Here is a 14,613-nt window from a genome sequence, read left to right on the forward strand (position 1 = left end):
GTGGGAGGACCCGGAGGGGACGTCGTGGCGTCGTGGCGGGCAGGATGGGTGCATGACGCGTGACGAGGGGCCCGCCACGGGCACGGACGGGACGCGGGCGCTGCTCGTCGTCGACGTGCAGCCGACGTTCTGCGAGGGCGGCGCGCTGCCGGTCGAGGGCGGGAACGCCGTGGCCGCGGCGATCGCCCGGTACGCGGCCGCGCACCGCGACCGGTACGCGCTCGTCGTGACCACGCAGGACTGGCACGTCGACCCGGGGGCGCACTTCTCCGACGACCCCGACTACGTCGACACGTGGCCGCCGCACGCGGTCGTCGGCACCGCCGAGGCCGAGCTGCACCCGGCCCTCGCCGACCTGCGCCCCGACGCGAGCGTCCGCAAGGGCGAGTACGCGGCCGCCTACTCGGGCTTCGAGGGCGTCGACGCGGACGGGCGCGCGCTCGGTGCGCTGCTGCTCGACGCCGGGGTCACCGACGTCGACGTCGTCGGGATCGCCGAGTCGCACTGCGTGCGCGCGACCACGCTCGACGCGCTCACGCTGGGCCTGCGGGCGCGCGTGCTGACCGACCTCACGGTGCCCGTCACGCCCGAGCAGGGCGCGGCGGCGCGCGACGCGATGGCCGCCGCGGGCGCCGAGCTGGTCGCGTCCGACGCGCTCTGAGCACGACCGGCCCGCCGCACCGCCCCGGCGGCGGGCAGGGGCCCGAGCGCCGGGCGGTCACCCCCGGCGGCGCCCCGACGTGGGCGGTCCGGCGGTCGTGCCGCGCCCGTCAGGAGCGGCGCGCCGCGAGCGCGGCCGCGTAGAGGTCACGCTTCGGCACGCCCGCCGCCTCGGCGACCTCGGCGACGACGGCCTTGAGCCGCTCGCCGCCGTCGACGCGCGCGAGCACCTCGGGCACGAGGTCGGCCGCGTCGCGCGGACCGGCCTCGGGGGCGCCGCCGACGACCAGCACGACCTCGCCGCGCACGTCGCCCGCGTGCGCCCACCGCGCGAGCTCGGCGAGCGGGCCGCGGCGGACCTCCTCGTACGTCTTGGTGAGCTCGCGGCACACCGCGCCCGGCCGGTCGGGACCGAACGCCGTGACGAGCGCGTCGAGCGCGTCGGCGGTCCGGTGCGGCGCCTCGAACAGCACCATGGTGCGACGCTCGGTCGCGAGGGCCGCGAGCGCGCGTGACCGCTCGCCGGGCTTGCGCGGCAGGAAGCCCTCGAAGCAGAACCGGTCGGTCGGCAGGCCCGACAGCGCGAGCGCCGCGAGCACGGCCGACGGGCCGGGCGCGACCGTGACGGGCAGACCCGCCGCGACGGCCGCCTGCACGACGCGGAACCCCGGGTCGGACACGGTCGGCATGCCGGCGTCCGTCACGACCAGCACCGTGCCGCCCCGCGCGACGACGTCGAGCAGGTCGTCCGAGCGCCCCGCCTCGTTGTGCTCGTGGTGGCTGACGACGCGCCCGCCGATCGTCACGCCGAGCCGCGCGGCCAGCGCGCGCGTGCGTCGCGTGTCCTCCGCGGCCACGACGTCCGCGTCGGCGAGCAGGCGGCGCAGCCGGGCGGACGCGTCCTCGGCGTCGCCGATGGGCGTGGCCGCGAGCACGAGCGCGCCGCCGCGCACCGAGCGACCCGCCGGGCCGTGGGCCCGCACCGCGTCGGCGCCGGGACCGTCGGCGACGTCGAGCACGACGTCGGGCTCGACGTCGGTCCCGAGATCGGCCTCGACGGCGGTCTCGAGATCGGTCTCGGCGCCGCACGCGCGGGCGGGGTCGACGCCGGGCTCGGGTGCGTCCGCGGACGAGGTCGTGGGGGTCACCGCACCAGCCTCCCACCCGCCCGGGCACGACCCGCGACGCGGCCCGTCCGCCGCGGGTCGAGGCCCGCGTCGGGACGTCCGGATCGCCCGGTGCGCGTACCCCTACGATGGCCCCGTGCCGACCGACGGAGACGCCACCGAGCGCCAGCCGACGGGGCAGGGGGCGCCCCTGGACCCGACGGCGGACGCGCTCCCACCCGACGCCGCGAACGACCGCACGTCGACCGCCGGTCCGCCGGACGACCCCGCCCCGCTGCCGCCCGACGACGCGACGCCGGCCCCGGGCGACGGCGCGGCGCCCGCGCGGCACCACGACGCGGCGTCCGCACGGCCCGACGGCGCCACGGCGGCGTCCGGGGCGTCGGCCACGACCGTGCTGACACCCCTCGCGGACGGCGCACCCACGGACGGCGCGCCCACGGCCGACGCCCTCGCGCACGACCCCGACGAGCCCCACGAGCCGCGCCTGCTGCGCCGCCTGCTCGGCGCCGGCACGCTCGCGCTCGACGCGACGCCCCGCGCGCGGCTCACCGGGTGGCTCTGGGCGCTGGCCGTCACGGCGTTCGGCGGGGTCCTGCGGTTCTGGGACCTCGCACGCCCGCACGCGCTGGTGTTCGACGAGACGTACTACGTCAAGCAGGCGTTCTCGCTGCTGGTCCGCGGGTACGAGGCGTCGTGGGGCGACGAGCCCAACCCGCGGTTCGAGGCGGGCGACACCAGCATGCTCGGCACGGACCCCGAGTACGTGGTCCACCCGCCGGTCGGCAAGTGGATGATCGCGCTGGGCATGCGCCTGGGGGGCGGCGTCGAGAGCTCGTTCGCGTGGCGGCTGGCCGCGGCCGTGTGCGGCACGCTCGCGGTGCTGATGATCGCGCGCATCGCGCGGCGGCTGTTCGCCTCGACGGCGCTCGGGACGGTCGCGGGGCTGTTCCTCGCGCTCGACGGGCAGGCGATCGTGCAGTCGCGGATCAGCCTGCTCGACCCGTTCCTCATGTTCTTCGTCCTCGCGGCGTTCGGCTTCCTGCTCCTCGACCGCGAGCAGGCCCGACGGCGCCTCGCGACCCGCACCGCGGCCCTGCTCGACGCCGGGCACCCGCTGCGCTGGGGCCCGGGGCTGGGGTTCCGCTGGTGGCGGCTCGCGGCCGGTGTCGCGCTCGGCCTGGCGATCGGCACCAAGTGGTCGGGTCTGTACTTCCTCGCGGTGTTCGGGCTGCTCACGGTCGCGTGGGACGCGACCGCGCGCCGGTCCGCGGGCGTGGCGCCCTGGGTCCGGGCGACGCTCGTGAAGGACGCCGTCGTCGCGTTCCTCGTCATGGTGCCCACCGCCCTGCTGACGTACGTCGCATCGTGGGCCGGGTGGTTCGCGTCGAACGACGGCTGGAACCGGCAGTGGGCGGCGAGCCACCCCGGCGAGGGCGTGACGTGGCTGCCGCCGGCGCTCCGCTCGCTGTGGGCGTACCACCAGGACATGTGGCGGTTCCACAACGGGCTGGAGACGCCGCACTCCTACGCGGCCGGCCCCCTGGGCTGGATCGTGCAGTGGCGACCCACGTCGTTCTACTACCCCACCGAGGTCTCGGGCCTCACGGGGGACGCGGCGCGGCAGGCGTGCGGCGCGGACTCGTGCTCGCAGGCCATCCTCGCCGTCGGCAACCCGGTGCTGTGGTGGGCCGGCGCGGCCGCGGTGCTCGTGGCACTGTTCTGGCTGGTGCGCTACCGCGACTGGCGCGCCGGCGCCGTGCTGTCCGGGCTGCTCGCCGGCTGGGTGCCGTGGTTCGCGTACGCGCACCGCACGATCTTCACGTTCTACACGGTCGCGTTCGTGCCGTGGGTCGTGCTCACGCTCGTGTACGTGCTGGGGCTGCTGGTCGGGCCGCGCGTCGAGCCCGACGGCACGGCGCGCGAGCGGCGCGCCCGGCGGGCGACCGTCGTCGCCGTCGGCGTGTTCGTCGCGGTCGTCGCGGGTGTCGGGCTGTTCTTCTACCCGGTGTGGGCGGGCTGGGTGATCCCGTGGCAGCAGTGGCACGTGCGCATGTGGCTGCCCACCTGGATCTGAGTCAGACCGCCGGGTCGGGCGCGACGGGTGCCGCCCAGCGGCCCTGCGGCGAGCGGTGCCACGCGAGCCCGAGCCGGTCCCAGAGCTCGCCGTGCGCGGCGAGCCGCTCGGTGAAGTCGTCGAAGTCCCGACGCGCGGGGTCGCTCCACGCGACCTCGGCGACCGCCGCGAGCCGCGGCAGCAGCATGGTGGTGAGGTCGTCGAGCGTCCGCAGCGTCTCCGTCCACACCGCCGCCTCGACCCCGGCGACGGCCTCGGGCGGCAGCCCGTCGACGAGGGTCGCGGGCTCCCACTCGTAGGCGTCGCGGAGCTCGACGTGCCCGGCCCACTCCAGCCCCAGGGGGAAGTCGGGCCCGTACTTCATGTCGAGGTACACGCGTGAGCCGGGCGACAGCAGGATCCGCGCACCGGCGTGCGCGGCGCGCACGAACGGCGCCGGGTCGACGCGCGTATCCCAGTACTGCACGACCGTGCCGGGCGGCAGGTCGGGCACCGACGCGACCTCCTGCCACGCGACGACCCGCTTGCCGTGGGCGGTGACCGCGGCGGCGGCGGACCGCACGAGCCGCTCGTACTCGTCGCGCCCCATCGCGAGGACCTCGTCGCCCCCGATGTGCAGGTGATCGCCGGGCGTCATCTCGGCGAGGTCCCCGAAGACGTCGGCGAGGAACGCGTGCGTGGCCGGCAGGTCGTCGTGCAGGCGCGAGAACCCCACCTCGATGCCGAGGTACTCGTCGGCGGGCTCACCGTCGGGGTTGAGCTCGCCGTAGGCGTGCTGCGCAGCGTTGACGTGCCCCGGAACGTCGAGCTCGGGCACCACGCGCACGGCCCGGGCGTGCGCGTACGCCAGGATCTCGTCCCAGTCGGCGCGCGAGTAGTGCCCGCCGGGGTCGCCGCCCACCGCGCGGGCGCTCGCGCGCCGCACCAGCTCGGGCCGCGAGGGCAGGTCGAGCCGCCAGGCCTGGTCGTCCGTGAGGTGCAGGTGGAGCACGTTGAGCTTGTAGTGCCCCATGAGGCCGATGACGACCTTGAGGTCCGGGACGCTCACGAAGTGCCGCGCGACGTCCACCGACAGGCCGCGCCACGCGTAGCGCGGCGCGTCCTCGACGCGCACGGCCGCGACCTGCACGCCGCCCCCGGGGAGCGGGCGCAGCAGCTGGCGCAGCGTGACGACGGCGTGCACGAGGCCGTCGGCGGTCCGGGCCTCGAGCCGCACGCGGCCGTCGCCCGCGACCACGCGGTACGCCTCGTCGCCGGGCGGGAGGTCGTCCACGAGGCGCAGGTGCACGACCCCGGGGGTGCCGAGGTCGGCGTGGCTCACCTCGACGGCGCGGCCGCTCGCACGGCCGAGCATGTCGGCGGTCAGCACCGCGACCGGGACGAGGTCGTCGGCCGCGTCGACCACGACGACCGTCGAGGGCGTGATGACGAACGGGGGCCGCGACGACGGCTCGACGACGAGCGGGGCGGGCACCACGGCGACGACGTCGGACACGGGACTCCCTCGGGGACGGACGGCACCGGCGCTGCGCAACCTACCCCTCCGGGGCGCCGCGGGTGGGCCGGACGCGCGAGCCGGTCGTGACGGGCCGCTCGACGGGCGGGACCGCCCGACCCGTCCTACTTTGCTCCCAGGCCGGTCGTCGGTCGACGGGGAGCGAGGAGCACACCATGGACGTCAACGGCATCATCAGCGCGATCGTGGTCGGCGCGATCATCGGCGCGCTCGGCCGGTTGGTCGTGCGCGGCAAGCAGCACATCTCCATCCTCGTGACGATCATCATCGGGATCGTCGCGGCACTCATCGGCACGTGGATCGCGTCGTTGGTCGGCTGGAACGAGACCAAGGGCATCGACGTGCTGGAGATCGTCATCCAGGTCGCCCTCGCGGCGATCCTCGTGAGCCTGTACGTCGGCTCGGCGGGGCGCCGTCGCTGACGCCACCCGCACGCAGGACGAGGGCGGTCCGACCCACCGAGGTCGGACCGCCCTCGTGCGTCCGGGCCACGGGGACGCGCGGGCCCGGCCCCCGGGCCTCAGCGGGCGAGGTCCGCCGCGGCGGCCACTCCCGTCGCGTCGAGCGTCGCGCCGTCGGGGACGCGTCCGCCGTCGCCGTCGAGCACGGCGTCGCCGCGCACCGTGACCCCGGCGCCGAAGGTCCAGTCGCCGCGCACGCGCAGCGAGGAGGCCTCGACCAGCGACGGCACGTGCGGCACGTGCCGGTCGAAGTCGCCGACGAGCGCGTAGTGCGCGGGGTCCAGGTCGACGAACGGCGCGTCGACCCGCGCGACGAGCCGGTGCGCGTCGTCCTCGGCGTAGACGTCGGAGCGCAGCACGAGCAGGTCGTTGGTCGTCTTGACGGGCAGGAACCGGTCGCGGCCGACCTCGAGCACCGCGGCCCCGTCGAACACCTCGATCGCGGCGCCCATCGCGGACTCGACCTGCACGACCCGCGGTGAGGTCTTGTCGGTGGGGTCGACGGTCTTCTCGTTGCGGATGAGCGGCAGGTCGAGGACGCCGCCCGTCCGCTCGAGCTCGGCGGCGAGCGCCTCGAGGTCGAGCCACAGGTTGTTGGTGTTGAAGAACGCGTGCGTCGCGATGTCGGCGGCCGCGTCGGCGTCGTCGGCGTGGGTCTGCGCGGTCTCGCGCAGCACGATCCGCCCGTCGGCGCGGCGCACCACGAGGTGGCCGCCCTTGCGGTCGGCGGGCGTGCGGCGCGCGACCTCGGCGGCGAACGGCGCACCGGTGGCGGCGAACCAGCCGGCGACGCGCGCGTCCGGGGTCGCCCCGAGGTTGTCGGAGTTCGAGACCGACGCGTAGCGGAACCCCGCGTCGAGCAGCGCCGTGAGCACGCCCGAGGCGTGCAGCGCCGGGTACAGGTCGCCGTGGCCGGGCGGGCACCACTCGAGCGACGGGTCCGCCTCCCACGTGACGGGTGCGAGCCCGTCGACGAGCAGCTTGGGCTCGCGGTTCTGCAGGAAGTCGAGCGGCACGCCGTCGACCGCGAGGGCGGGGTGGGCGGCGAGCGCCGCGAGGCTGTCGTCGCGCGTGCGGAACGAGTTCATGAGCACGAGCGGCAGCCGCGCGCCGGTGGCCGCGCGGGCGGCGAGCACCTGGTCGGCGATGACGTCGAGGAACGTGCGGTCGCCGCGCACGGGCAGCAGCGACTTGGCGCGGTCCATGCCCATCGACGTGCCGAGGCCGCCGTTGAGCTTGACGACCGCGGTCCGCGCGAGCGCCTCGCGGGCCGCGTCGGGGTCCACGTCGAGGTCGGCGAGCCGGGGCACGTCGGTCAGCGGGGCGACGTCCGCCTCCCGCACGATCCCCGTGCTGCCGCTCTCGAGGAGGCCGTAGAACCGGGTGAACGCGTCGACCGCGGCCGTGGGAACGCCGGCGTCACGCATCTTCTGCTGGGCGAGGGCGAGTCCGTTCATGACTCGACACTAGGGGTCCGCGGCGTGTCGGACCCGTCGGGCAGGGACGTCGGGCCGGGACGTCGGTGGCGTCCGCGTCACGGACGCCGGTCCAGGTCAGCGGGGTCCCGGCGCGGTCAGTGCCGCACGCCGAGGGGCGTGCGGTCGGCGTCCTCGCGGACCACCCGGACCAGGTCCGCGGCGGCGTCCGACGGCCGCGCGCCCGCCCACAGGACCGTGAGGGGGCGCGTGATCCGCAGGGCGTGCACGCGGACGCGCGCGAGCCGGCCCGCGCGCACGTCGTCGGCGACCGCGAGCGCGCTGAGGGCGCCGGGGCCGACGCCCGCCATGACGGCGCTGCGCACGCCGAGGGTCGTGGGCAGCACGGCCGCCGGCGGCGCGTGCAGCGGGTGCCCCGCCCCGGCGAGCGCGTCCTCCAGCGCGCGGCGCGTGCCGCTGCCCGGCTCGCGCAGCACGAGGGGGGTGGCGGCGAGCTCGACGGCCCGCACGGTCCCCGCGACGGCCCAGGGGTGGTGACGCGGCACGACGACCTCGACGGTGTCGTGGCCGAACGTCGCGGAGCCCAGGTCGGACGGCACCGACGGGGTCTCGACGAAGCCGAGGTCCACCTGCCCCGCCCGCACGGCCTCGACCACGGCGGCGCTGTTCACGGACTCGAGGCGGACGACGACGTCGTCGTCGCCGCGCTCGGCCCGCCAGCGCGCGACCCACCCGGGCAGCAGGTGCTCGGCGATCGTGAGGCTCGCGGCGACGCGCACGGTGCGCTCGCGGTCGGCGCGCAGCGCGCCCACGACGCCCGTGAAGTCGTCCGCCGCGGCGAGCAGGCCCGCCGACCACCCGACGACCAGCTGCCCCTCGCGCGTGAGGTGCGAGCCGCGTGCCGAGCGCACGAGGAGCTGCGTGCGCAGCGTGCCCTCGAGGCCGCGGACCCGCAGCGACACGGCCTGCTGGCTGACGCCCAGCCGGTCGGCGGCCGCCGAGAGGCTGCCGAGCTCGGCGACGAGCGCGAGGGCGCGCAGCGCCGCGAGGTCGGGCTCACGGTGCACGTGCCCTCCTCGGGGTGCTCGGTCCGGACCTCCACCGTCCGGCCACAAGCGTACGTTGTGCCCCGCGCGGGTTCTGCCCCTACTGCCGCGCCCGCGCGGCGCGCACCCTGGCGGGGTGCCACCCGTCCCGACCCGCGTCACCCCGCACCGCACGCGCGCCACCACCCCCGGCGCCACGGCCCGCCCCGCCCCCACCTCTCCCGCGACGACCCTCGCGCGCCGCGCGCTGCGCCGGGGCCGCGCGCTCACCCCGGGGCTCGCGCTGTGCGCCGCCGCGACCCTGGCGTCGCTCGGCGCGGCGCACGTGCTGCCCGGCGTCAGCCCGCTCGTCGTCGCGATCGCGCTGGGCGTCGTGCTCGCCAACTCCACGGGTGCCCCGGCGGCCGCCGGGCCGGGCCTCGCCGTCGCGGCCCGCCGCCTGCTGCGCGTGGGCGTCGTGCTGCTGGGCCTGCGGCTCGCGCTCGCGGACGTCGCCGCGCTCGGGGCGCCGCTGCTCGCGGTCGTCGTGGTCGTCGTCGCCGGGGGCGTGCTCGGCACGCTCGCGCTCGGGCGCGCGCTGCGCGTCCCGGCGCACCTCGCGGTGCTCGTCGCGTGCGGGTTCTCGATCTGCGGCGCGGCCGCCGTCGCGGCGGCGGCGGGCGTCACCGACCCGGACGACGAGGCCGAGCAGGACACCGTGACGGCCGTCGCCCTCGTCGTCGTCTTCGGCACCCTCATGATCGGTCTCGTCCCGCTGCTCGCACCGCTGCTCGGGCTGCGCGGCGCGCGCGCCGGGGCGTGGGCCGGCGCGTCGGTGCACGAGGTCGCGCAGGTCGTCGCGGTCGGCGGGGCCCTCGGCGGCGCCGCGCTCACGGCGGCGGTCGTCGTCAAGCTCGCGCGCGTGCTGCTGCTCGCACCCGTCGTGGCGGCGCTCGCGCTGCACCGCCGCCGCGCCGTGCGCGCGGCGGACGGCCCCACGACGACGGGACGCCGCCCCCCGGTCGTGCCGCTGTTCGTGGCCGGGTTCCTCGCGACGGTCGTCGTGCGGTCCACGGTCCCGCTGCCGGACGGGCTGCTCGCCGCGGCCGGGACCGCGCAGACCGCGCTCCTCACCGCCGCGATGTTCGCGCTCGGGTGCGGCGTGCGGTTCGCCGCGCTGCGGGCCGTCGGGCTGCGCCCGGTCGTGCTGGCGGTGCTGTCCACGGCGTGGGTCGCGGGCCTCGCGGCGGTCGGCGTCCTGCTCGCCACCTGAGCGCGCCGCGCCACCCGAACGGCGCAGGACGATCGTCCCGACCTCCCGCCGAACCGTCAGTCCCCGCGGCCCGCGGCCGATCGGACGGCAGTTCCGTCCCGGAGGAGACCCCGATGTTCGCGACCCGCCGCCGCCCCGTCCCCGACGACCTGGCGCCCCTCGTCGCCCGGCTCGGCGCCCGCACCGTGCTCGACGCGCTGCCCGCTCCCCTGCTCGTGACCGACGACCGCGGCGAGGTCGTGCAGCGCAACCGCGCGGGCGACGCGCTCTCGGGGCGCATCGTGCGCGAGCACGGCGCGCACGTCATGGGCGCCCTGCGCGACCGCCTGGCCGAGGTGGTGCGGTCGTCGACGACGTTCCCCGCCCGCGTCGTCGTCTCGGTGCCCGTCGAGGCCGGGCAGGTCGAGCTCGAGGTCGTCGTCGACCGGCTGCCCGAGGGGTTCGTGGGCGTGTGGGACGACGTGACCGCCCGGCAGCGGCAGGAGCGCGAGACGCGCGTGGTCGCCGACGAGCTGCTGACGTCGTCGACGTCGCTCTCGACGCTCGCCGACCGGCTCGCGTCCGACGCCGACGACGTGTCGGCACGCGCGGGCGCGGTCGCCGCCGCCTCGGAGCAGATGTCCGCGAGCATCCACGAGATCGCGGTCGGCACGACCGCGGCCGCCGACGGCACCGCGCACGCGGTCGAGTCCGCCGCGACCGCGAGCGAGCGGCTGTCCGAGCTGTCCACCGTCGTGGGCCGCATCGGCGCGATGAGCAAGCTCATCACGTCGATCGCCGAGCAGACGCACCTGCTGGCCCTCAACGCGACGATCGAGGCGGCGCGCGCGGGCGAGGTCGGGCGCGGTTTCGCGGTCGTCGCGGGCGAGGTCAAGTCGCTCGCGGACCGCACGCACGAGGCGATCGGCGAGATCACCGAGATGGTCGACGCGATCACCGCGACCACGGGCCGCACGGCCGACGCGATCGGCGAGATCGTGGGCCGCATCGACGACGTGCGCGAGCGGCAGGCGACCGTCGCGACCGCCGTGCAGGAGCAGTCGGCCGTGGCCGACGGCATGAGCCGCGACATCGGCGCGGTCGCGGCCGCCGCCGGGACCACCGTGCTCGCGGTCGGCGAGCTGCGCGCGTCGGCCGAGGACGCCACGGGCCGCGCCGCGCGGCTGCACGAGCTGTTCGGCCGCTGAGACCGGGCCGGCTCCCTCGCCCCCCGGGGGAGCCGGCCCACGCCGTCGCCACCGGCCCGTGGCGAGACAGACCGGTCACCGCTCTCGCATCCGCACTGCAGGACGAGCGGCGCCCCGGGGCTGGCTTGCCCCATCCCTCTGACCTGCGCCATCATCCGCCGATGACGACGACGTCCGCCCGAAAGACCGCCGCATGGGCCGCGGCCGTGCTGCTCCTGCTGGCCGCGTGCACCGGCGGCTCCGACGCCGCCGCGCCGACACCGACCCCCACCCGGGTCGCGCCCGGCAGCTCGGGCACGGTCGACCTCGACGACCGCACCTTCACCCTCGACGTCCCCTCCGGGTACGACGCCGACGAACCCGCGCCCCTGGTCGTGTCGCTGCACGGCTACTCGGAGGTCGGCGCGAGCACGGCCACCTACCTCGGCCTGCGGGACCAGTCCGAGGAGAAGGGCTACCTGCTCGCCTACCCGGAGGGGCTCGTCGACAGGGCGGGCAAGCAGTACTGGAACGCGACGCCCGCCTGCTGCTCCTTCGACGGTGCCGACCCCGACGACGACGGCTTCGTGACCCGCGTCATCGAGACGGTCCAGGCGCAGTACGCGGTGGACCCGAAGCGGGTCTTCGTCATCGGGCACTCGAACGGCGCGTTCATGGCGCTGCGCATGGCGTGCCACCACCCCGACCTGATCGCCGCTGCCGTGTCGGTCGCCGGTGCGAACGACGCCGATCCGTCGGCGTGCGCCCCGGGCCGGCCCGTCAGCGTCCTGCAGGTCCAGGCGGACACCGACGAGGTCATCCGCTACGAGGGCGGCAGCGTCGGCCCGGGGGCGCCCTACCCGGGGGCTGAGCAGACGGTCGCGGACTGGCGGGCGATCGACGAGTGCGACGCCAGCCCGACCCTCGGCACCGCGGACTACGACTCGACGCTGCCCGGCCCCGAGACCGTGACGAGCAGCTGGTCCTGCTCCCACGGCACCGAGGTCGGCCTGTGGACGATCGTGGGCGGCGCGCACGGCCCGACGTGGTCGGACGCGTTCGCCCCTGACGTGACCGCCTGGATGCTGGCGCACGGACGCGAGGCCTGACGTCCAGCAGCACCACCTCGCGGACGAGCTCGCGCTCGAGCCCGTCCGCGACGTGGTGCAGGTGGCGCCGAGCACCCCGACCACATCCGCCGGCTGCTCCACCGGCCCCGGACGCACGACTCACACTGTCTGCGACGCCGCTCGCTCGTGCGTCGAGTCCGAGCGTCATGTGGAGCCGAGGGGCTTCGGACCCCTGACCTTCTCATCGCGAACGAGACGCGCTACCGACTGCGCGACAGCCCCGCACGCCGTGGAGCCCGCCGCGACCACGAGCGAGCGGCTCGCCGAGCTCTCGACGGGGTCAGCTCGTCGGGCGCGCGACGTCGCGCATGAGTCCGTTCGTCCGCACCGCCGTCAGCCGGACCGGCTTGCCCGGAGAGGGCGCCTCGATCATCTGCCCGTTCCCGACGTACAGCGCCACGTGGTGGATCGTGCTCGGGTTCGAGGTGTTCGTCGCCCAGGCCAGGATGTCACCCGGTGCCGCCTGCGCGTACGGCACGTGGGGCAGCGTCGTGTACTGGTCGCGCGAGACCCGTGCGATCCGCACGCCGGCCGCCGCCCACGCCTGCTGCGTCAGGCCCGAGCAGTCGAACGCGTTCGGCCCCGTCGCGCCCCACTGGTACGGCTTGCCGATCTGCTGACGCGCGTACGCGATCGCGGTGGCGGCCTTCCCGGATGCAGGTGCGGGGGCAGGGGCGGGCGCCGGTGCACTCCCGCCGGGGTAGGTGTACGTCTGCCAGGCCCAGGTCCCGTCGGCACGGTAGCCCACCAGGTTCCCGTCGTCCTGGAGCCGTAGCTGGGCGATTCCGGATCCCCGCGTCCCGGCGATCCACGCCGGGTAGTCGGTCGAGGTGTACAGCACCAGGTTGCCGTCCGACTGGACGGCGAGGCGGACGGCGCCGGAGCCTCGCGTGCTGGTCTGCCACATCCAGCCCGAGGGGCCGTAGAGCACCAGGTTCCCGTCGGTCTGCATGGCGAGCGTGTACTGACCGTTCGGCGACATGAGGACGTCACCCGCACGCAGGTCGGCAGGGGCGCTCAGACTCGCCGGCTGGTACCTGGTGCTCGTCTGCCACACGACGCCGTTCGACGCGGTGTAGAGGACCACGTTCCCGTCGGACTGCACGTCGAGGTGGTCGGCACCGGACCCGCGAGTGTTCGTGAACCAGAGCGGGTAGTTCTTGGCGTCGTACAGCACCAGGTTGCCGTCGGTCTGCAGGACGAGGCGGGCTCCTCCGCGGCCCGTGGTCGCCGTCTGCCAGCGCGACCCGGCCGCACCGTAGAGGACGAGATTCCCGTCGGTCTGCAACGCCAGGGTCTGCTGGCCGTCCGGCGACACCAGCGTCTGCCCGGCGACGATCTGCTCCCCGGCCGCCAGCCGGAAGCCGCCTGCGGCCGCACGTGCGTCGGTGGCGTCGGCGATCAGGCACGTCAGCATGATCAGCACCACGACACACGCCGAGGCCACCGCCCTGGCGCGTCGCGGGACCGCTTGGATCGTGTCTCTCACTGCTCCCCCTCGGGTCGAGCGGACCGCTGCTGTGCGGCCGCTTGCACCGCATGCTGGCAACGGACGTCGCCCGCTCGTGGAGGAACGTCGCTGGGACCTGTGCGCCCGGTGCGGACCGGGGGCGCCCGCGCACCACGTCCGGCTCTTGGCAAGGGATGTCGGTCCTCGACACCACGATCTCCGCGGACGTACGACGCGAGGCCGGGCCGGACGACGAACGAAGGCCCGGGATCGATGATCCCGGGCCTTCGTGCTGGTGGAGCTGAGGGGATTCGAACCCCTGACCTTCTCATTGCGAACGAGACGCGCTACCAACTGCGCCACAGCCCCTTGAAGCGGGATCACACTAGCACCCCGCGGGCCCCACGACGAAACCGGGCCGGGCCGTCGCGACGCACGTCACACGCGTGCGCGGCGACCCGGCTCCGTCGCCTACTGCCCCGCCGCGCGGCGGCGCGCGAGCACCGCGTTGAGGTCGATGCTGCCGGTCGTCTCCGCCACCGGCTCGGCCACCGTCTCGGCCGCGGGGGCGGCCGTGTCGCCCGTGGGCGCGTCGGCCGGCCGGCGCGCGGTCGACGCGTCCGCGTCACCCTCGCCGAGCGGCGCGGGGTCACGGCGCGGCGCGGGCGCCTTCATCGTGTACGTCGGGCGCGGCACGGGCACCGGCGACCACGCGTCCTCGTCCTGCGACGCACCGTCGACCGCGGGCACGGCCTCGGTCGCGGTGCCCTGCGCGTCCCGGCGCACGACCGGCACCTGACCGGTCGCGTGGCGCGCGGGCCCGCTCGACTCGCCGCGGTCGGCGACGATCCGCTCGAACACCTCGGTGTGCGCGTCCGAGGGCCGCACGGCGTACCCGGTGACGAGCGGCACGGGCGCCTCGACGTCCGTCGCGGTCCGCGCGACGGGGGTCGCTCCCGTGCGCGGTCGCACGACCGGGGTCGCCCCCGTGCGGGCGCGGACCGTCGGGGTCGCGCCGGTGCGGGGCCGGGCGGCCAGCCGCTCCTCGCGCTCGATCGTCGCGGCCCACTCGGCGTCCGCCACCTGACCGGCGATCACGGCACGGCGCCCCAGCACCACGACGGACGCGAGCAGCGCCGACGGCACGGCCCCGGCGAGCCACGTCGCGGCGGGCACGAGGCCCGTCACGACCCAGCCGGCCACGGTCGCGGCGACCAGGACGGCGGCGAGCAGACCGCGCCGGCGCGCGGCCGCACCCCGGCGCGCGGCCGCGGCGGCACGCGACGCACGGG

12 protein-coding genes and 2 tRNA genes are annotated in these 14,613 nt (G+C 76.4%); 6 read left to right on the forward strand and 8 right to left on the reverse strand.

Annotated elements, in window-relative coordinates; translation table 11 throughout:
* The first annotated feature begins 52 nt into the window (after positions 1 to 52).
* Positions 53 to 661, forward strand: coding sequence for an isochorismatase family protein (locus tag CS2_RS15255; RefSeq protein WP_070320625.1), 609 nt, complete (start codon positions 53 to 55; stop codon positions 659 to 661).
* A gap of 109 nt (positions 662 to 770) precedes the next feature.
* Here CS2_RS15255 and rsmI read toward each other — a convergent pair whose 3' ends face one another.
* Positions 771 to 1,643, reverse strand: coding sequence for a 16S rRNA (cytidine(1402)-2'-O)-methyltransferase (gene rsmI, locus CS2_RS15260; protein WP_070320634.1), 873 nt, complete (start codon positions 1,641 to 1,643; stop codon positions 771 to 773).
* Positions 1,644 to 1,923: 280 nt separating this feature from the next.
* On the opposite strand from rsmI, the gene CS2_RS15265 reads away from it, so the two are divergent.
* Positions 1,924 to 3,864 carry a dolichyl-phosphate-mannose--protein mannosyltransferase gene (locus tag CS2_RS15265; RefSeq protein WP_233421213.1) on the forward strand — a complete coding sequence of 647 codons (1,941 nt, stop codon included), beginning with the start codon at positions 1,924 to 1,926 and terminating at the stop codon, positions 3,862 to 3,864.
* A gap of 1 nt (position 3,865) precedes the next feature.
* Here the strand turns inward: CS2_RS15265 and CS2_RS15270 are convergent, their stop codons facing one another.
* On the reverse strand, positions 3,866 to 5,359 hold the full coding sequence (locus CS2_RS15270) for a beta-N-acetylhexosaminidase (protein ID WP_070320626.1): 1,494 nt from the start codon (positions 5,357 to 5,359) through the stop codon (positions 3,866 to 3,868).
* Positions 5,360 to 5,535: 176 nt separating this feature from the next.
* Between CS2_RS15270 and CS2_RS15275 the strand changes: the two genes are divergently transcribed.
* On the forward strand, positions 5,536 to 5,802 hold the full coding sequence (locus tag CS2_RS15275) for a GlsB/YeaQ/YmgE family stress response membrane protein (RefSeq protein WP_070320627.1): 267 nt from the start codon (positions 5,536 to 5,538) through the stop codon (positions 5,800 to 5,802).
* 98 nt (positions 5,803 to 5,900) lie between these two features.
* Here CS2_RS15275 and CS2_RS15280 read toward each other — a convergent pair whose 3' ends face one another.
* Both CS2_RS15280 and CS2_RS15285 read right to left on the reverse strand, forming a co-directional pair.
* Positions 5,901 to 7,298: a UTP--glucose-1-phosphate uridylyltransferase gene (locus tag CS2_RS15280; RefSeq protein WP_070320628.1), complete on the reverse strand. Its 1,398-nt coding sequence runs from the start codon at positions 7,296 to 7,298 to the stop codon at positions 5,901 to 5,903.
* 116 nt (positions 7,299 to 7,414) lie between these two features.
* Positions 7,415 to 8,344: a LysR family transcriptional regulator gene (locus CS2_RS15285; RefSeq protein WP_070320629.1), complete on the reverse strand. Its 930-nt coding sequence runs from the start codon at positions 8,342 to 8,344 to the stop codon at positions 7,415 to 7,417.
* Positions 8,345 to 8,459: 115 nt separating this feature from the next.
* On the opposite strand from CS2_RS15285, the gene CS2_RS15290 reads away from it, so the two are divergent.
* The 3 genes from CS2_RS15290 to CS2_RS15300 all read left to right on the forward strand — a co-directional run bounded on the left by CS2_RS15290 (position 8,460) and on the right by CS2_RS15300 (position 11,850).
* Positions 8,460 to 9,575 carry a YeiH family protein gene (locus tag CS2_RS15290; RefSeq protein ID WP_233421214.1) on the forward strand — a complete coding sequence of 372 codons (1,116 nt, stop codon included), beginning with the start codon at positions 8,460 to 8,462 and terminating at the stop codon, positions 9,573 to 9,575.
* A gap of 113 nt (positions 9,576 to 9,688) precedes the next feature.
* Complete coding sequence (locus CS2_RS15295) at positions 9,689 to 10,762, forward strand: methyl-accepting chemotaxis protein (protein ID WP_070320630.1); 1,074 nt, start codon at positions 9,689 to 9,691, stop codon at positions 10,760 to 10,762.
* Between the two features lie 161 nt (positions 10,763 to 10,923).
* A complete protein-coding gene (locus CS2_RS15300) occupies positions 10,924 to 11,850 on the forward strand; it encodes a CE1 family esterase (RefSeq protein ID WP_082740278.1) in 927 nt (308 codons plus the stop codon).
* Between the two features lie 170 nt (positions 11,851 to 12,020).
* On the opposite strand, the gene CS2_RS15305 is transcribed toward CS2_RS15300, so the two are convergent.
* The 4 genes from CS2_RS15305 to CS2_RS19120 all read right to left on the reverse strand — a co-directional run.
* Positions 12,021 to 12,093 (reverse strand) — tRNA-Ala (locus CS2_RS15305).
* A gap of 58 nt (positions 12,094 to 12,151) precedes the next feature.
* Positions 12,152 to 13,288 (reverse strand): NlpC/P60 family protein, encoded by a 1,137-nt coding sequence (locus CS2_RS15310; protein WP_134851921.1) that lies wholly within the window; start codon positions 13,286 to 13,288, stop codon positions 12,152 to 12,154.
* A gap of 326 nt (positions 13,289 to 13,614) precedes the next feature.
* Positions 13,615 to 13,690 (reverse strand) — tRNA-Ala (locus CS2_RS15315).
* A gap of 102 nt (positions 13,691 to 13,792) precedes the next feature.
* On the reverse strand, positions 13,793 to 14,613 hold an 821-nt coding region (locus CS2_RS19120; RefSeq protein WP_070320633.1), incomplete at its 5' end, for a hypothetical protein.

Origin of the sequence: Cellulomonas iranensis NBRC 101100 = JCM 18110 (assembly GCF_001552375.1) — a bacterium.
GTDB lineage: Bacteria > Actinomycetota > Actinomycetes > Actinomycetales > Cellulomonadaceae > Cellulomonas > Cellulomonas iranensis.